Genomic DNA, 17,394 nt, shown 5'->3' on the forward strand with positions numbered 1-17,394 from the left:
TATTCAAATACCGTCGAGACGAACACCGCGTTCACCTGATTGTATATCACCTTGTCTGGACTCCGAAGCGCCGGAAGGCAGTCCTGGTCGGAGGAGTTGCCGCCGATTGTCAGAAACTCATCGAGAGGAAATGCGATGAGCAGGGATGGGAGATTCTGAAGTTGGCGGTACAGCCCGACCACATTCATCTGTTCGTGCAAGCGTGGCCGACCGTCTCGGCGGCGGAGATCGTGAAGGAGTGCAAGGGGCTTACCTCCCACGACCTGCGGCAGAAGTATCCCGTTCTCAAGCGTCTGCCCTCCCTCTGGACTCGTTCCTACTTCGCCGCGACAGCGGGCAACGTCTCAGCTGAGGCTATCAATCGCTACATCGCGGCACAGAAGGGTCTTTGATGCAGGCAACCTACCGCTATCGACTCTATCCCACGAAATCCCAGAAGCGCAAACTGGAAGCGACAATTGAAACGTGCCGCCGCTGGTATAACGCCTGCCTGGAGGAGCGCAAGTCTGCGTGGAACGAGCGGCAGGAGAGCGTCGGAAAGAACGCGCAGTTACGGAATGTCAAAGACTATCGCCGGGACAATCCCTTCGCGGCGCAATTGCACTCGCACATCCTCCAGGTCACAACCTGCGACCTGGATAAAGCCTTCCAGGCGTTCTTCCGCCGCGTCAAGGCGGGAGAGAACCCCGGCTATCCTCGCTTCCGCGGCAGGGACCGTTTCGACTCGTTTGGGTTGAAGGAGTACGGTAACGGATTCCGCCTGGACGGAAGGCGGTTGAAAGTCACGGGCATCGGACGGATTGCAGTGCGCTGGCACCGGCCGGTCAAGGGCGAGGTCAAGACCCTCCGCATCCGCAGGCAAGCGGGAGTCTGGTACGCTTCTTTCAGTTGTGATGCACAGCCCGAGTCGCTGCCTCCAACCGGGCGAGACATCGGAATAGACGCAGGCATCGCCAGCCTGCTTACCACGAGCGACGGCGAGCACATCGAAAACCCAAAGTGGTATCGGTCAGAGCAAGCCCGTTTGCGTATCCTGCAACGCCGGGTTGCACGTCGTAAGTTGGGAGGAGTCAATCGGCGTAAGGCGGTCCGGGCCGTTGCCTGCCAGCACGCATACGTGGCGAACCGCCGAACAGACTTCCTGAAGAAGTTGGTCTACGGCCTTGTCTCGCGCTACGACCGGATTGCAGTCGAGAACCTGCGAATCCCGAACCTGGTACGGAACCCGTACTTGGCAAAGAGCATCCTGGACGCCGGCTGGGGATACTTCCGAAAGCACCTGTCTTTCAAGGCAGCATGGGCCGGGAAGACAGTTGTGGCGGTCGCTCCAGCCTACACGTCCAAAACTTGCTCGGGTTGTGGGGCGCTCTTCGAAACCCTAACGTTAGCAGACCGTTGGGTGCGTTGCGATTGCGGCCTCTCGATGGACCGCGATGAAAACGCAGCCCTGAATCTGCTCGCGCTCGGACGGAGCGCGTGGGGCATAACGTGGCCGGTTGCGGCGAGCGTGCCCCAAGAAGCCGTTGGGCTTTAGCCCATGCGGAGCGTCACACGGTGAGCCAAGTTACCCTGCATCCGGGCATCCGCCCCACCCTGGCCGAGGTGGGCGAGGCGCCCCCCGGTGAGTTCACGCCTGCCCGGTTCCAGCAAGAGGCCCTCTCGGCGCTGGGATCGCGAGACGTCCTGGTTTCGGCGCCGACCGGCAGCGGCAAGACGTGGATCGCGCAGGAGGCGATCCGCGCCTGGCTGACGGCCGGAGGCCAGAGCTGGTACACCACGCCGCTGAAGGCGCTCTCAAACCAGAAGTTCCGCCAGTTCCAGCGGCTGTTTGGGGAAGAGGCGGTCGGCCTGGTGACCGGGGAGCGGCGCATCAACCCCCGCGCGCCGGTCATCGTGGGCACCACCGAGATCCTCCGCAACATCCTCTATGCCGGGGACGGCGGCATCGCGTTCATCGTCCTCGACGAGGCGCACTACATCGGAGATACGGAGCGCGGCACGGCCTGGGAGGAGATCCTGCTCCTCTCACCTCCCAATGCGCGGCTCCTGCTGCTGTCCGCCTCGATTCCCAACGTGGACGAACTGGCCGGCTGGATGAGCGAGATCCGCGGCCGGCCGCCGGCGGTCGTGCTGGAGGATCAGCGTCCGGTCCCACTGCGGCTGCTCCTGGCCGACGGTGGCGGCGGCCTCCTCCCGCCCGCGCTGGCCGGAAAGGTGCGGCGCGAGGAGCGTCGTCGGGGTTGGCTGACCGAACTGGTGCGCCAGCTCGAGGCCGGCAACCTGCTGCCCGCGATCCTCTTCTTCCCCTCACGCCGCGAGTGCGACGTGGCCGTCCGCGAATTGTCCGCGCTTCGGCTGCCCGGCGCGGAAGAGCGCGCCAGGGCGCTCGGCAGGTGGGAGTCGGAGTACCCCACGCTGCTGGGCCATGCCTACCGGCACACGTTGATCCAGTGCGGGATCGCGCCCCACCACGCAGGGCACCTGATGGCCTGGCGCCTTGCGGTTGAGGACCTGCTGGGCCTCGGCCTGGTGCGCGCGGTCGCCGCCACGACGACGCTGGCGAGCGGGCTGGATGTGCCAGCGCGCACCGTGGCGTTGTCCACCCTTGTACGCAACAGCCCGGAAGGACCGGTCTCGCTCTCGGCAACCGAGTTCCAGCAGATGTCCGGCCGGGCCGGCCGCAGGGGTCGCGACCGCGTAGGCGTGGTGGTTATCCCGGCATCCGACCGCGGCGAGGCTCAGCTCGGCCTGGCCCTGTCTGGAGCAGAAGCCGAGCCGGTGACCTCCGCGTTCACCCCCACCTACTCGCAGGTGCTGAACCTGCTGTCGCGGAGGGACCTCCGCACCGCGCTCGCCGAGATCAGCAGGTCGTTCGCCGCCTACCAGGGCCTGCTGGGCCGCCGGATGCGGCTGCCGCGAAAGCTGCCCGACGGAGAGATCGCGGAGGCGGCCGCCCGGGCGCGCGACGGCTTGAGCACCGAGTTCCTGCTGCGGGCCGGAGTGCTGCAGTCGTTGGGATACCTCGACCGCAACGCGTGCCTGACCGAGAACGGCAGGTGGGCGATGCGGCTGCGGCACACACGCCTGCTGATCCTCGCGGAGCTCGTGCGACGCAAGCAGGTCCCCCCTACCGGCCCGCGGCTGGCCGCGGTCGCAGCCGCGCTGGGCACGGAACGGCCACCCCGGGGCGGCGGAGGCAAGGCGCGCCTGGCGGCGGTCGCGCACGTCGTGGACGAGGTCGCGCGCCTGGAGCGGCAGTTCGGGGTCGCCCCCGACCCTGTGGCGGGAGAGTTCAAGGCGGAATGGCACCGCACGCGCCGGCGGCTGGTGCCGTCGCCGGCCGAGCGCCGTGCCGATGTCTTGGAGGCGTGGGCGCGAGGCGCGGAGTGGACCCGACTGGTGGCCGAGGCTGAGGCCGAGGAAGGCGACCTGCAGCGCACCATCCTGCAGGCGGCAGAGGTACTGATGCAGATCGAGAATCTTCCCATGCCCGAGCTGCGGGCCCTGGCGCGGGCAACGCGGGAGGCGCTGCTGCGGCCGCCCGTCGTCTGATCGGGGTCTAGCCAGGCGGTATGTTGGGTATGAAACCCATACCAGGGGTCTGGAGCGCCACGGGCCACTTCCCACGCCGGATGGGTCTGGAGGCGTATTGGTGATGCATCATCGGTCTCAGGATGGTTTCACGCTCATAGAACTCGTGATGGTCGGCGCCATCGCGGCGGTGCTCGTCGCGGCTTCGGTGGGCCAGTACCAGGAGTTCATAAGCAACCAGCGCCTCCACACCTGGGCGGAGACGATCGCCACCGACCTGCGGGCCGGCCAGCAGGTAAGCGTCTCGCAGCGCCGGATGGTCGTGGCCGTGTTCGACAGTAACCTCTACACCATCACTGCCGAGAGCGCAGTGATAAAGATAGGCCACCTGCCTCCCGATATCATCAGCACTCTGCAGACGATCAACTTCTCCTCCCTAGGGACGACCACGACCGCGGGCACGATCATGTTGCGCAGCCAGATGACCAACCGGACGCGGCAGATCTCGGTCGCAGCCGCAACCGGCCGCGTGAGGATTGATTGATGGCATCTCTGGCCGCGGCGAGGGTGAGGGGACGCAGCTACCGGGACGGCCAGCAGGGGTTCACACTGCTTGAGGTCATGGTCGGCATGCTGCTCCTCTCGGCGATCGTAATAATGCTCAGCCAGGGATACATGGCCGCGATCAGTCGGGCCGGGGAGATAGGCGACCACTCGACCGGGGCCGCTTGGATGCAGGCCATGGTGGATCACCTGCGCAACACCGGCTATGCCGGGGTCAGCGGCTCCTGGACCGAGACGGCGGCAAGCTGCGCATCGCCGGAACCCTGCCTTCCCGATGTGTTCAGCCGGGCGGAGATACAGGCGGCGGGCACGGCCGTTCCACTCCTCAAACAGGTCAACATCACGCTGTTCCGAAAGGGCATTGCGGCACCGTTCCTCGCCCTGTCCACGTATTTCACCGACATCAGGTTCCCGTGATGGAACACACCAGGGTGCGGCGAGTGGCAATGGTGCAGCGGGTGGTGCGGAGCGGCGACGAGCGTGGGATGACGCTGGTCGAGGTGCTGGCCGCGCTGGCGATCGGGTCGCTGGTGATGGCCACGATCTACCTGGCGTTGGGCACCGCGATCCGAGCGCGCCTGCTCGTGGAGAGCACCGTCCACAACCAGCAGCACGGGCGCCTGGTCATCCAGTGGGTCGCCGACCGCCTGAGGCAGGCCGGCTACGCGGTCAGCCCGGCCAGCACCATTCCCAGGTGCCGCGACGCGATCGTGGCCGAGGACGGTGCGCTGACACCAACGGCGACGCGCCTCTATTTCAATACCGACCTAGACGGCGTAGGCGTAGGCAACCCTACCCAAACGATCGGGTTCGGCCTGGGTACGGAAACCGTCGGCGGGACCTCCGTGAACGTGGTGCAGGAATCGGTCACCGACTGCACGGGCGGCGCGACAGAGCGGGTGGCCGGCGTCACCGACCCCACCTCGGTGGCGATCACTTCTCTCACGTTTGAGTACTACGATGCGAGCGGCGCCGTTGTTGTCAACCCAAGTACCCTTACGGCCATCCGATCAATCCGCATGGTCCGCGTCACGATGGTCGAGCGGGCGGCGGCAGGTGCACTGGGATCAAGGGAGCAGACATGGACGGTTCTGGTCAACCTCAGGAATCCAGACCCGCGCACGCTGTGAATCCACCTATCCCGCATGATCTGCGGCGTCAGCGACGGCGGACCGGCGCCTGTGGCAACGAACGCGGCAACGTCCTGCTAGTGATCCTGCTGTTCCTCATCGCGGCCGGCGTGCTCACGGTCGGCCTGCTCAGCAGCCTGCTCGGCGAGATCCAGGGCGGGTTCTCCTACCGCCACGGCGTGCAGGCGCTGGCTGTGGCCGAGGCAGGCATCCACTTTGCGGTCGCCAGGATCAACGAGACCGGCGGGACCTATCCGGGCGAGAGCAACAGGCAGATGGTGCACCCGACCCAGGGAGTCCTGGGCGTGTTCGACGTGGAGGTGCGTTGCTCGAACGGCACGGTCCCCGGGAGTCCAAACCCCTGTGCAGTCGCGCCCCAGCCGAACGAACGCATCGTCAGCGCCATCGGGTTCGTCCCGGACAGGACGCGGTCGCTGGGCCGGCGTACCGTGGTCATCGTGTTGCGCCAGGCCATGTTGACGTCCCTGGACTTCGCGGTCTGCGGCCGCGATGGCGTTACGCTCGACCGCGACACGGACACCTACGGCAATGTGGGCAGTAACGCCAACATCTCGCTCCTAGGGCCACCTACGACGCCGGGCTCGCTCGCCCGTACCTATGCCTACGGCGGCCAGCCGGGCAATGCCACCGCCGGCGGCACAGTGACCTGCTCTGGTTCGTGCGGGCCGGTCTACAATCAGGTGGCAGGGGTGACAACCGAGAAATACCCGGGCGGGCAGGTATGCCCGCCGCTGCCGGATTTCACATGCAGCCCGGCGGCCGGAGCATCAGGTGACCTCAACCAGTCCAATCTCACCATCAGCGCCGCCAACGCCAACACGGTCCTCCGCGACGTGGAAATGGAGGCGAACTCGACCCTGACCTTCGCCACCACCAGCGCCAGCGAGATCCTCACGGTACATCTGAACACGCTGATCGTCGGGAGGGACAGCTGGGTGCGGGTCACCGGTCCTGGAAAGATCGTACTTCACATGGCCGGGCGCATGGAGATAGGCCAGAGAACGTTCTTTGGAGTGGACGGCGCGAACGACAACATTGACCCGGGCCGCTTCGTGCTCCAGAGCTGCTCCAGCGACGTGGGCACCGACTACGCGGTGGAGTTCCACCAGACCGGGGGAATCAACGCGATTATCCTGGCTCCCAACGGCAGGGTGCAGCTTGACCAGGCGAGCCTCTCCAACGGCGCTATTCAGTCAAGGAGCGTCCAGTTCGACCAAGCCACCAAGTTCACCTACAATACAACCGGCTTCGCAATCGGCGGAGGGGCGTTCAACACCTTGACCTCCTGGCGCGAGCAGCCGTAACACAGGTTGACAACCGCCGGCGCATCCTAGACGATAGGGGCGAGCCGGAGGATGGAACTCTTCCACGCATGCCCAAATCCAATACCGTCACCGAGATAGACATCCAGATCTTCGACCGCCCGCGCGCGTTCGCATTTCGCGGCCGGTCGCTGCGCACCCTGTCGGCGGCGCTCCGACGCGAGGCCGGCGGGTCCGGACCTCATCTGAGCCTCATCGCCGGCGTGCTCGACGCCCTGGCCGGTGCCGGATGGCGATACGCCGCCTTCAAGGGGGAGACCGTTACCCTGGCGCACACCCACGCGCCGGGCCGGGTGCTGATCGAGGCGTTTCTCGCCGAGCGGTTCGGCCCCGACCTCCTGGGGCGGATCGCGATTCGCGAGCGCGTGAACGGACCGTCGCCGAAGCCCCCGCGCCTCCCCAAGGCCGACGACGAGATGAGTCGTGAGCTGCGGCGCCTGATCGGCGCCGAGAGCCACAAGCAGGATCTCTACCTGGGTCATCCGACCGAGGAGTTGGCCGAGCTCCTGTTGGACATGAGCTTCCTGGCGCAGGAGGCGTTGGACGACCCCGAGGTATCGCGGCTACTGGACCGGACCCAGGCCGAGCACGAGCAGGACGCGCAGTATCGCGATCTGCACAGCAGGTATCTCTCACTGACCGAGCGCACCGGCATGGGCCATCCGGCCGCGGAGGAAGCGTACTGGGACTTGTTCTCCTATACTTCGCGCAAGCTCTCGAAGCTGATTCCGGCGCTGAGATCGTTCCTCGACCGCAGGGGCTTCAACGATCTCTGCGAACACGAGGCCACGGCCTTCTTCACCGCAGCCCTGTCACTGGCGCTTTCCGCCATTGAGGCGGACGAACCCTAACCCGGCGACCGTAGGGTCCGAATCACCTCTCCGGCAATAACCTGCAGCGCCGCGGCCACCGGGACCGCCAGCAGCGCGCCGAGAATCCCCATCAGCTTAGCGCCGATCATGATAGCTACGATCGTCAGCAGGGGCGAAAGCCCCACGGCCTTCCTCATCACGCGCGGCACCAGAACGTTGCCCTCGATCTGCTGGATGACCGTAAAGAAGACAACCACGGCCACCACCTGCCAGGTTGACCCGAACAGCGCCACCAGCACCGCGGGGATGGCGCCCAGCACCGGCCCGATCATCGGGATCAACTCGGTAATACCGGCGGCCAGGCCCAGCAGGAGCGGATAAGGGAGCCCGATCGCCCAGGTTCCCAGGCCGGCGGCCGCGCCGATGATGAGACCGAGCAGGAGCTGACCGCGCAGCCAGCCGCCGAACTTCCCTCCGACGTGCCCCAGCACCGCCTCGATCTGCCCCCTGCGCTGCCGTGGGAAGAGCCCCAGGAAGCCCTGCTTGATCGCCGGCCCCTCCAGCAGCATGTAGATGCTGAGGATCAGGGCCGTGACGGCTGAAACGACGACGCCGAAGACGCGGAACGCCACCCCGGTGGCCGCGCCGACATAAGAAGTGAGGCGGCCGGCCTCGTTGGGAAGGCGGTCCAGCAGGGCGGTCAGGTCCGGTAGCCAGGCGTAACGCTGCTGGAACCCTGTCAGCATCGTCCGCAGCCCCTGGTAGAACTCGGGCGCCGTCTCTGCGAACTGCCGCGACTCGGCCACGATCGGCGTGACCAGCAATCCGCCGGCGAGCACCAGCACTAGAACCACGCCCAGGTACACCACGGCGATCGCGGCCGAACGCGGCAGGCGCCGCCGGCGCCGGGTCCAGGTCCGATTCGCCAGCCTCTCCACCACGGGGCTGAGTCCGGTTGCCAGTATCGCGGCGAGGAGAACCACGACGAGGATCTCTCCGACCTCAAGGAGCAGGCGGGCGGCGGTGATGACGGCGAGAACCGTGAGGACGACGATGGACGTATTGATGACAAGTTCGGAACGGGCTCCCAGTGCGGCCACCCCCTCGGGGTCATGTGATGCCCCCACGGTCGGGCACCTCTCGGGAGGATTCGCCGCCGGCCTCGTCCGCGCCTGGGTCGGAGGCGCGGCTTGACGGTCCTGTGGGCGTTTCCTAGAATGAGTGCGCTGGTCCTGCTCGTCCCGTGTTCCGCGGTAGCTCAATGGTAGAGCGTCCGGCTGTTAACCGGAGGGTTGTAGGTTCGAATCCTACCCGCGGAGCCAGAATCCAATCCGCTCACATTCTTCCTACTCTGGTGGGTCATCCGCGACTCCTGGACTGATGGCCAACTTCTCGCTTGCAATTCTGCAGTCAAAATGCATAATCACAAGAAAGGGGGGTGCGCCTTGGCCCGCAAGTATATCAAAAGGTCGCTGGAGATAGTTCTCAAGAAGGCCGCATCCGAGTTCCCAGCCGTTGTTCTGACCGGTCCCCGGCAGTCCGGCAAGACCACGGTTCTCAAACACATCTTCGGCGAGGAGTGCCGGTACATCTCCCTCGAGCCTCCCGATGTCCGGACGGCGGCCATGGAAGACCCCCGCGGTTTTCTCGAAATGTACCCGCCGCCGGTCATCTTCGACGAGGTCCAGTACGCACCCGATCTGCTTCCTTACGTGAAGGAGTGGATCGACGCCCACAGGGACCGGACCGGGCAGTACCTGCTCACGGGTTCCCAAGATCTCCTGCTTGTGGAGAAGATCACCGAGTCTCTGGCCGGGCGGGCGGCGATGCTCCGCCTGCTGCCTCTATCGCGCCGCGAGGCTGCCGGATGCCCCGAGGCCCCTCTCCCGTGGGAGCCCAAGAAACCCGGCAGTACCAATGCAGGTGCTTCGTACCAGGAGATCTGGAAGGACTTCCTGCGCGGTAGCTATCCGGAGATGGTCGCCAACCCCGGGCGCGACATCGGGCTGTGGCACGCCGGTTATGTTCAGACCTACCTCGAACGGGACGTGCGCTCCCTCCGCCAGGTGGGCGACCTATCCCAGTTCCAGAGCTTCCTTCGGGCCCTGGCGGCGCGGACCGCCCAACTGCTCAGCCTGACCGATCTGGCCAAGGACCTCGGCGTGGCCGTAAACACGGTCAAGGCCTGGCTTTCCGTGCTGGAGGCCACCTACCAGGTGATCGTGCTGCGGCCTTATTTCGCCAACGTGGGGAAACGCCTCGTCAAGACGCCGAAGGTCTATTTCACTGATGTCGGCACGCTCTGCTATCTCACCGGCCTCAAAGACCCCGAGCACGCGGCCTCCGGCCCCATGGGCGGTCCGATCATGGAGACGGCGGTGCTGTCCGAAATCGTCAAGACGCTCACTCACCGGGGCATGGACCCACAGGTCTACTTCTGGCGGACCTCCGCCGGCACGGAGGTGGACATCGTGGTGGAGACCGCCGGCAAGCTCGTGCCCGTGGAGGTGAAGCTCTCTGCGACACCCCGCCCGGCCATGGCTTCTTCCATCAAGACCTTCCAGAAGGATTTCGGCGACAAGGCCATGCCCGGTTACGTGGTCCATCCGGGCGATATCCGGCTGCCCTTGGGGTCGAACGTGACGGCCCTACCGTTCGCCGAACTATAGTCACTTCCCTACAGCAGCCCCTTCAACCGCATCCGGAGGTCGTTGGGGCTGTCGGCGGCGGCCATCGCGGCCTCCTCGTCCACCAGCCCCTCCTTGATCAGCAGGAACAGCGAGTAGTCGAACGTCCGCATCCCTTCCTGGATGCCGGCCGCCGACTGCATCACGCTGCGGATGCCGGCCAGGTCGGCCTTGCGCAGCAGCTCCCGCACACGCGGTGTCGAGAGCATCACCTCCACGGCCACGATCCGGCCGGCCTCGTCCTTCCGGGCCAGCAGCCGTTGGGCGATGATGGCGTTCAGGTTCAGCGAGAGCTGTATGGCGACGCTCTCGTGGGCCGCGGCCGGGAAGAAGTGCAGCAGACGCTCGAGCGTCTGGCTGGCGTTGTTGGCGTGCAGCGTCGAGAGCACCAGGTGCCCGGTCTCGGCGAAGTGCACCGCGGCCGTGGCGCTCTCGTCGTCGCGGATCTCGCCGATGAGCACGACGTCCGGGGCCTGCCGCAGCACGTCCCGCAGCGCCAGGCTGTACGACTCGCAGTCGGTGCCGATCTCGCGCTGGCTGACGATGCTGCGGTCGTCGGGATGCACGAACTCAATTGGGTCCTCTATGGTGACGATGTGGCCGGCGCGCTCCCGGCTGCGGTGAGATATCATGGCCGCCAGCGTGGTGGACTTCCCGGACCCGGTCTGTCCCACCACCAGCACCAGGCCCCTCAGCGCCAGGGCCAGGGGCCCCACGACCGGCGGCAGGCGCAGGTCGTCGAACGATGGGACTAGGCTTTTTACGCGCCGGATCACCGCCGCCGGTGATCCCCGCTGCACGTAGACGTTGACGCGGAACCGGCCCAGCGCCGGGCTGGTGTAGGCGATGTCGGCGCGGTACCGGTCCTCGAACTCCAGCCGGTGCCGGTCGGTCATCATCTGGTCGGCCAGGCGCCGGATCTCATCTCCCGAAAGCGGCGCCCCATCAATGGCCTTCAGCTCGCCGGCCACCCGCAGCATCGGCGGCACCCCGACCTTGAGGTAGAGGTCCGAGGCGTCGCGCGCCTCCATATGCTTCAGCAGGTCGTCAATGTGCATGACGGACGCCTCACCCCCACCTCTACCGGCGGGCCACGAACCCTGAGAGCTCGGCGGACAAGGGCGCCGGGCCGGACCGTTCGTGCAAGAACGCATCCTTGTCAGTCGCCCGCTTCAGCGCCTCCTCGTGCGAGATCCGCCGCATCTTCACCAGCGACTTGAGGTGCTGGTCCAGACTCTGCATGCCGTCCTTCGCCCCTGTCTGGATCGCGGAGGGAAGCTGGTGGACTTTGTTCTCCCGCACCATGTTGCGAATCGCCGGCGTCGCCACCATGATCTCGACCGCGGCGATGCGGCCCCGGCCGTCCAGGGTCGGGATAAGCGTCTGCGCCACCACGCCCAGCAGCGCGTCGGCGAGCTGCACCCGGATCTGCTCCTGCTGGTGCGGGGGGAATACGTCCACGACCCGGCTGATGGTCTGCGGCGCGCTGTTGGTGTGCAGGGTGGAGAACACCAGGTGCCCGGTCTCGGCCGCGGTGATGGCCTGGGCGATCGTCTCCAGATCGCGCATCTCGCCGACCAGGATGATGTCGGGGTCCTCGCGCAGCGCGCTGCGCAGGGCCGCGGAAAACGAGTGCGTGTGCGGGCCGACCTCGCGCTGGTTGATGTTGCAATTCTTGGCCGAGTGCACGAACTCAATTGGATCCTCGATTGTGATGATGTGGTCGGTCCGCTGCTGGTTGGCGTAGTCCACCATGGCCGCCAGTGTAGTGGACTTGCCAGACCCGGTGGGCCCGGTGACCAGCACCAGCCCTCGGTCCTTCATGGCGAGGTCCTTAAGGATAGGGGGCATGCCCAGGTCGTCCAGCGGCCGGATCTTCGAGGGGATCAGGCGCAAGATCATGCCCTCGCCCAGACGCTGCATGAAGCCGTTGACGCGAAAGCGGCCCACCCCTGCCAGCTCCAGCGAGAAGTCCAGGTCGTGCGTGGCCTCGAACCTGGCCTTCTGCTCATCGGTAAGGATGTCGTAGAGCAACGAGTGCATGTCCTCCCGCGTCAGCGGGGCGGCCTCGATTCGGACGAGCTTCCCGTTGACGCGTAGGGTGGGCGGGGCACCGGCCGCCAGGTGCAGGTCGGACGCTCCCCGGTCGCGGGTCAGGATGAGAAGGTCGGAGATATCCACGGCCCGCCCTCCACTACCCTGGCAAGTTCATCCTGCGAGACGAGCCCGGCGCGCACCAGCGCCAGGCCCTGCTCGCGCATGCGCGTGCCCGATTGCACCAGCCGCTCGAACACCGTCGCGGTGCGGCCCGATCGCAACAGCAGCCGGGTGCCGAGATCCGCGATCCAGACGTCGTAGAGCACGCGCTGCCCCCGGAATCCGGTGAAGCCGCAGGCCTCGCAGCCGCCCGGTACGTAGACCGGCTCCTCGGCGGCCGGCATGGAGCCTCGAGGTGCCGGCTGCTTGCACTTCGGGCAGAGCAGGTGCACGGATCGAGCGGCCAGTATCCCCCGCAGCGTCGAGGCTACCAAGGCCGGACCCAGGGCATCCACGGTTTGGCTCAGCAGCCCGACCACGTCGGCCTGGGGGTGACCGGCCAGCACGGTGCGGTTACGTGCGGACTCGTGCGCGGCACGCAGCGTCTCCACGTTCGACGCGTCGTCCACCACGATCAGATCGGCTCCAGCCCTCACCACTCCGTGCAAGTACGCGGCCGCGTCCGTCGCCGACGCCAGCACAGTTTGGTTGATGGTTGGCCGTCGGTAGACCGGCAGGGTTTCCAGTGCCCAGATCTTACCGCGCGTGCCGGTGGGAATCAAAGCGTGGAGGAGGGTGGACCGCAGCAAGGCGTCACCACAGCCCACCAGCACCACACCCCAGGAGGCCTCCAGCGCCTGACGCAGCGGCCGGATGCGCTCGTCGGGAATGCCCAGATGTTCAAGGTCCGGCGCCTCGGTGTGGCGGGGGTAGAGGACGACGGTGGCCGCCTGACCAAGCACTGTGGGCATGAATGTGACCACGAGCACGACTTCAGTATCGCCGACCCTCACCGGGACCGTGGCCGTGCCAGACGATTCGGGCTCCGCGGCGGTCATGTCATGGAGGTATCGAATGATGGAGTCGTGCAGGTCGGCCGCCTGGGCCGGCCGGTCCGCAAGCACCCCCTGCAGCCGGTAGCGCACGCGGGCCCGGCCGCCTTCCAGCGGATCGAAATGGATCTCGGAGGCGCCCTGCTGCAGGGCCTGGACCAGGTGGAACTGCAGGTGCTGCGCCTCGGCGGCCGCAGCCTCGGTGGTTACCGCGGCGGCCCCCGGCGCCGCGTGCACGAAGAAGTGGTCGAGCATCTCGACAATATTGGAGGCCAGGGCCAGCGAGCGCCGCACCTGCAGCCGTGTGCGGGCGCCGACCTCCTCGACCGCGTGCTCGTCGGTGGGGTCGGCCATGGCCAGGGTCATCTCCTGGCCGAACTTGAGCACCGGCAGCACGCGGCGCTCCCGCAGGAACGCCTCGGGCAGCATGCGCACCGCCTCCTCGTCCACGATGGACGGGGTCAGGTGCACGTAGGGATACCCGAGCTGGGTGCTGAGGGCCCAGGCGATGTCATCCTCGGTGACCGCGCCCTGCTCGACCAGAACTTGCCCCAGCCGCTTCCTACTCTCGCGCTGGGCTTCCAGGGCGACCTCGAGCTGCTCCTCGGTGATCAGCCCGTTGTCCACCAGGATCTCGCCCAAGCGGCCTCGGCGGCGCTCGGGGACGGCCGGTGCGGGCAGATCGGACGGCGCCCCCACATCCGGTGCGGTCGGCGGCGGCGCCCCGGCCAGGAACTGCGCGATCTCCTGGCAGAAGGTCTTGATCGAGATTGGCTTCTCGATGGCCCCCACGCATCCGGCCTGGAACCAGCGTGCCCGCTCCTCATCGCCAGCCAGCGCGCTCATCGCCACAACCGGCAGACCTGCGCCCCATGGGAACTCGCGCAGCCGGCGCAGCACATCCAGCCCGTGCATGTCGGGCAGGTGCATGTCCAGGAGGACGAGGTCCGGTGGGGTCTCCTGGGCCGCGGCCAGGGCCTCGGCGCCCGAGCGCGCCGCGACGACATCGTAGCCGGCAGGCGCCAGCAACCTGCGGACCAGCAGCAGGTTCGCGGGGACGTCATCCACTACGAGGATGCGCGGGGGTCGCGTCATGCCGACACCGCAGCCAGGATCTCGACCACTTGTTCGTCCCACTGCTTGCCGGCACCCTCCCAAAGGACCTCCCAGACTTCGTCGGGCGAGAGGGCGGCGCGGTAGGTCCTATCGTGGCTCATCGCGTCGAACGCATCGGCCGCCGCCACGATGCGGGCCTCGATGGGGATCTCCTCGCCCTTCAGTCCCCGTGGGTACCCCATCCCGTCCCACCGCTCGTGGTGGCTCAAGGCAATGGCCTCGGCCATCTGGAGCAGCGAGTAACACCCGCCGGATAGGATCCGTGCTCCGATGGTCGTGTGCGTCTTCATGATCTCGAACTCGTCCGGGGCCAGGCGGCCCGGCTTGAGGAGAATCTGGTCCGGGATGCCGATCTTGCCCACATCGTGCAGGGGCGCGGCCCGACCGATCAACTCGACCTGCGACGCGGCGAATCTCAAACGCCCGGCCACCCGCGCGGCCACCTCGCCCACCCGCCGTGTGTGCTGGCCGGTCTCGTCGTCGCGGAACTCCGCGGCCAGAGCCAGTCGCTCCAGCACCTCGACGTGGGACTCCTCCAACTCCCTGGTGCGCTCGCGCACGCGGTCTTCCAGGACCAGGTTGCTCTGCTGGAGTTCCCGGTGGAGCACGCGGGCGAACAGCAGGTTCTTGATGCGCAGCATGACCTCGGTGGGATCGAAGGGCTTGGTCAGGAAGTCCCGCGCGCCGGCGGCCAGCGCCTTCTGCCGCGCCGGCATGGCCACGTCGGCCGTCAGCACCAGGATGGGGAGGTAAGCGCCCTCCGGAATCATCGGCTGCAGCAGCTCCATGACCTGGAAGCCGTCCAGGTGCGGCATCATCAGGTCCAGCAGGATCAGGTCGGGATGATACTCGGAGAACAGGGACAGCGCCTGACGCGGGTCGGTGGTGCTCTTCAGGCTAGTGTAGCCGGCGCGCTTCAGCAGGGCCTCCAGCAGGGAGACGTTGGCCTCCTGGTCGTCCACGATCAGGATGCGGGCGTTGCGGATGGCGTCGTCCAGCATGGCCGGTCCGGTCAGGCCTGTCCCAGGATGGAATCCAGGACCCCCATAAGCCTCCTGACATCCAGCGGCTTGGTCAGGTAGTCCCGGGCTCCTGCCTCGATCAGCCGCCCGACCTGCCCGGGAGTGGCGTCGGCGCTGATCACGACTACGGGGATGCCCTGTGTCTTAGGGCTCTCCTGCAGGAGGCGGAGCACCTCTTCCCCGGGGATGTCCGGCAGGTGGAGGTCCAGCAGAACAAGGTGAGGCCTGTGCTCGCGCGCCAGTTCCAGGCCCAGCCGGCCCTGCATGGCCGGGATCAGGCGCACCTCCGGGCGGTGGGCCAGCAGGTGCTGAATGAGCTTCACGTTGGACAGGTTGTCCTCAATGTAGAGGACAATCCGGACCCGCGTTGAGTCATCGAGATCCGCCGGGGCAGGCAGCGCGACACCTGCCCGCTCCAGGCGCTGCCGCGGGGACTCTGCGGAGGGGAGATCCACCCAGAACGTGCTCCCGACGCCGGCCTCGCTCTCGACCCCGAGCGCACCGCCCATCGCCTCGGCCAAGCGCCTGGAAAGCACCAGGCCGAGCCCTGTGCCCTCGACCCCGGCCTGCTCAGCGCCCAGGCGCTCGAAGGGGACGAAGAGCCGCTCCATCCGCTCAGGCGGGATGCCGGGGCCGGTGTCCCGCACCCCAATCCTCACCCGGGCGCCGGGCGCCTCCTGGCACGAGAGGCTGATCGTGCCCTCCTGCCTGTTGAACTTGACCGCGTTGGAGAGCAGGTTCAGCAGGACCTGCTTGAGGCGCTGGCGGTCGGCCAGGACGAACAGGTCTGAGGCGTCGTCCGTCCCTGCCCGCAGCAGGTGGACGTGACGCTTGGAGGCCAGGGGGGAGACCAGGTCCATGCTCTCCTGGATCACCGCGCCGACCGAAACCGGTTCCGGCGACAGCGACATCCGGCCGGCCTCGATGCGGGCCAGGAGGTCGGAGAAAAGCGCGCTGCAGGCGGGCCCCTTGAGATCGCGCACCTCTGGAAGGCGTGCGAGAACCGCCAGCACGTGCCGCGTCGTCCCCAGCAGGCGTTCCTGCTCGTCGGCGAGATCCTCTGCGATGTGCTGCGCGTCGTGGATGGCTGAAAACGTAGCAGCCCGACGCTGCTCCAGGCCGGAGTGTATGGTGACCGCAAACGCGGGCAGGCTCGTCAGGAGCACGAGCAGCAGAAGACGCACGCGAAGGTTCGCAGAGAGACCTCTGATCACAGCCACCCCTGGAGAAGGCGCTACGCCCGTGTCTTTGCGGCTTGCGGACGGCCCTGCGCGGTCGTACCGGACCGCGCCACCAATTATGTTGTTTCGCCGTTGGGACAGGTTCCTCCTTGCCTGCCACCCGCATCCACATGTCTGATGCCCAGGACGCCGGCCGCGCAGTCATGCGCTGGCGCCCGGACAGAGGATCCTCCACCTTTCGCAGAAGGACGTCGCGGCCGACTCCAGCACCGTGGGGATCCTCGGTTGCGACGTGCAGGGGCGCAGCAACGCAGAACTACTTCACCGAGGTGGAACAGGCGGCGTTTTCCCCCGGCAACTTCGTTCCCGGCATCGGCCCGTCGCCGGACAGGATGCTGCAGGGACGCCTGTTCAGCTACCTCGACACCCACCGGCACAGACTCGGTCCCACCTAATGGCCGAACAGCTTCGGCGGTCCAGCCCCGGACCCCGAGGTGGCTGTTCCGCCCATTGACGTCTCCGGGATGGCCGCGCGCCACGCGTATGAACTTGGCGATGTGGACTTCGTGCAGGCGGGCGACCTCTACCGTAAGGTCATGACCGATGAGGACCGCGAGCACCTGATTCGCAACATCGTCTCCCACCTCAAGGGCGCGCAGAAACGCCTTCAACTCCGACAGACCGCCCTCTTCTTCAAGGCGGATGCGGACTACGGCGAGCGCGTCGGCAAGGGCCTCGGCCTTGACATAAAGGAGATCAAGCGCCTCGCCGCGATGTCCCAGGAAGAGCGAGCCAAGGCGACGGCCGGGTAGCAGTCATAGCACCATGATTCAAGACAAGGCCCCGAGCGGAACAGCCCTAGGGGCCTTGTCGCATTCTCGGGGCCGGTTTCGGGAAAAGCGCGGCAGTTACTCGTGTG

Annotated in this window: 15 protein-coding genes, 1 tRNA gene and 1 pseudogene; 11 read left to right on the plus strand and 6 right to left on the minus strand. The window is 66.8% G+C overall.

Features of this window, described 5'->3' with window-relative positions; translation table 11 throughout:
* The first annotated feature begins 35 nt into the window (after positions 1-35).
* The 8 genes from tnpA (at position 36) to RDU83_06025 (ending at position 7,419) form a co-directional block, all read left to right on the plus strand.
* On the plus strand, positions 36-392 hold the full coding sequence (tnpA, locus tag RDU83_05990) for an IS200/IS605 family transposase (GenBank protein ID MDQ7840565.1): 357 nt from the start codon (positions 36-38) through the stop codon (positions 390-392).
* Positions 392-1,534 carry a transposase gene (locus RDU83_05995; protein ID MDQ7840566.1) on the plus strand — a complete coding sequence of 381 codons (1,143 nt, stop codon included), beginning with the start codon at positions 392-394 and terminating at the stop codon, positions 1,532-1,534. The genes tnpA and RDU83_05995 overlap by 1 nt, the downstream gene beginning before the upstream one ends.
* 20 nt (positions 1,535-1,554) lie before the next feature.
* The gene (locus RDU83_06000) at positions 1,555-3,552 is read left to right on the plus strand and encodes a DEAD/DEAH box helicase (protein ID MDQ7840567.1); all 1,998 of its coding nucleotides are present in this window, start codon (positions 1,555-1,557) and stop codon (positions 3,550-3,552) included.
* Between the two features lie 103 nt (positions 3,553-3,655).
* Positions 3,656-4,075, plus strand: coding sequence for a prepilin-type N-terminal cleavage/methylation domain-containing protein (locus tag RDU83_06005; protein MDQ7840568.1), 420 nt, complete (start codon positions 3,656-3,658; stop codon positions 4,073-4,075).
* A complete protein-coding gene (locus RDU83_06010; GenBank protein MDQ7840569.1) occupies positions 4,075-4,512 on the plus strand; it encodes a type II secretion system protein in 438 nt (145 codons plus the stop codon). The genes RDU83_06005 and RDU83_06010 overlap by 1 nt, the downstream gene beginning before the upstream one ends.
* On the plus strand, positions 4,512-5,225 hold the full coding sequence (locus tag RDU83_06015; protein ID MDQ7840570.1) for a prepilin-type N-terminal cleavage/methylation domain-containing protein: 714 nt from the start codon (positions 4,512-4,514) through the stop codon (positions 5,223-5,225). Before RDU83_06010 ends, RDU83_06015 begins: the two co-directional genes overlap by 1 nt.
* Positions 5,226-5,305: 80 nt before the next feature.
* Positions 5,306-6,550 (plus strand): hypothetical protein, encoded by a 1,245-nt coding sequence (locus RDU83_06020; protein MDQ7840571.1) that lies wholly within the window; start codon positions 5,306-5,308, stop codon positions 6,548-6,550.
* 68 nt (positions 6,551-6,618) lie between these two features.
* Entirely contained in the window at positions 6,619-7,419 is an 801-nt protein-coding gene (locus tag RDU83_06025) for a hypothetical protein (GenBank protein ID MDQ7840572.1), read from the plus strand.
* Here RDU83_06025 and RDU83_06030 read toward each other — a convergent pair.
* Complete coding sequence (locus tag RDU83_06030; protein ID MDQ7840573.1) at positions 7,416-8,507, minus strand: AI-2E family transporter; 1,092 nt, start codon at positions 8,505-8,507, stop codon at positions 7,416-7,418. The two genes, RDU83_06025 and RDU83_06030, sit on opposite strands and share 4 nt — an antisense overlap.
* A 120-nt stretch (positions 8,508-8,627) precedes the next feature.
* Between RDU83_06030 and RDU83_06035 the strand changes: the two genes are divergently transcribed.
* Together RDU83_06035 and RDU83_06040 are read left to right on the plus strand one after the other, a co-directional pair.
* Positions 8,628-8,702: transfer RNA gene (locus RDU83_06035), tRNA-Asn, on the plus strand.
* Between the two features lie 123 nt (positions 8,703-8,825).
* Positions 8,826-10,049 (plus strand): ATP-binding protein, encoded by a 1,224-nt coding sequence (locus RDU83_06040; GenBank protein ID MDQ7840574.1) that lies wholly within the window; start codon positions 8,826-8,828, stop codon positions 10,047-10,049.
* A gap of 8 nt (positions 10,050-10,057) precedes the next feature.
* Here RDU83_06040 and RDU83_06045 read toward each other — a convergent pair whose 3' ends face one another.
* The 5 genes from RDU83_06045 to RDU83_06065 are packed head-to-tail and all read right to left on the minus strand — an operon-like array spanning position 10,058 to position 16,478.
* Entirely contained in the window at positions 10,058-11,125 is a 1,068-nt protein-coding gene (locus RDU83_06045; protein ID MDQ7840575.1) for a PilT/PilU family type 4a pilus ATPase, read from the minus strand.
* Positions 11,126-11,147: 22 nt separating this feature from the next.
* Positions 11,148-12,248 (minus strand): type IV pilus twitching motility protein PilT, encoded by a 1,101-nt coding sequence (locus RDU83_06050; GenBank protein MDQ7840576.1) that lies wholly within the window; start codon positions 12,246-12,248, stop codon positions 11,148-11,150.
* Positions 12,221-14,251 carry an ATPase, T2SS/T4P/T4SS family gene (locus tag RDU83_06055; protein ID MDQ7840577.1) on the minus strand — a complete coding sequence of 677 codons (2,031 nt, stop codon included), beginning with the start codon at positions 14,249-14,251 and terminating at the stop codon, positions 12,221-12,223. Before RDU83_06055 ends, RDU83_06050 begins: the two co-directional genes overlap by 28 nt.
* Positions 14,248-15,273 carry a response regulator gene (locus tag RDU83_06060; protein MDQ7840578.1) on the minus strand — a complete coding sequence of 342 codons (1,026 nt, stop codon included), beginning with the start codon at positions 15,271-15,273 and terminating at the stop codon, positions 14,248-14,250. Before RDU83_06060 ends, RDU83_06055 begins: the two co-directional genes overlap by 4 nt.
* An 11-nt stretch (positions 15,274-15,284) precedes the next feature.
* Positions 15,285-16,478 (minus strand): ATP-binding protein, encoded by a 1,194-nt coding sequence (locus RDU83_06065; protein ID MDQ7840579.1) that lies wholly within the window; start codon positions 16,476-16,478, stop codon positions 15,285-15,287.
* A 311-nt stretch (positions 16,479-16,789) separates the two neighbouring features.
* Here RDU83_06065 and RDU83_06070 point away from each other — a divergent pair.
* Positions 16,790-17,287 (plus strand): annotated as a pseudogene (locus RDU83_06070) (catalase).
* Positions 17,288-17,394 lie beyond the last annotated feature (107 nt).

Source organism: bacterium (assembly GCA_031082185.1).
GTDB lineage: Bacteria > Sysuimicrobiota > Sysuimicrobiia > Sysuimicrobiales > Humicultoraceae > VGFA01.

Excerpts from the sequence above, each read along its gene's own strand:
- RDU83_06015 (MDQ7840570.1), top strand. The coding sequence starts at position 4,512 with ATGGAACACACCAGGGTGCGGCGAGTGGCAATGGTGCAGCGGGTGGTG.
- RDU83_06055 (MDQ7840577.1), bottom strand. The coding sequence starts at position 14,251 with ATGACGCGACCCCCGCGCATCCTCGTAGTGGATGACGTCCCCGCGAAC.
- RDU83_06010 (MDQ7840569.1), top strand. The coding sequence starts at position 4,075 with ATGGCATCTCTGGCCGCGGCGAGGGTGAGGGGACGCAGCTACCGGGAC.
- RDU83_06045 (MDQ7840575.1), bottom strand. The coding sequence starts at position 11,125 with ATGCACATTGACGACCTGCTGAAGCATATGGAGGCGCGCGACGCCTCG.
- RDU83_05995 (MDQ7840566.1), top strand. The coding sequence starts at position 392 with ATGCAGGCAACCTACCGCTATCGACTCTATCCCACGAAATCCCAGAAG.
- RDU83_06025 (MDQ7840572.1), top strand. The coding sequence starts at position 6,619 with ATGCCCAAATCCAATACCGTCACCGAGATAGACATCCAGATCTTCGAC.
- RDU83_06005 (MDQ7840568.1), top strand. The coding sequence starts at position 3,656 with ATGCATCATCGGTCTCAGGATGGTTTCACGCTCATAGAACTCGTGATG.
- RDU83_06060 (MDQ7840578.1), bottom strand. The coding sequence starts at position 15,273 with ATGCTGGACGACGCCATCCGCAACGCCCGCATCCTGATCGTGGACGAC.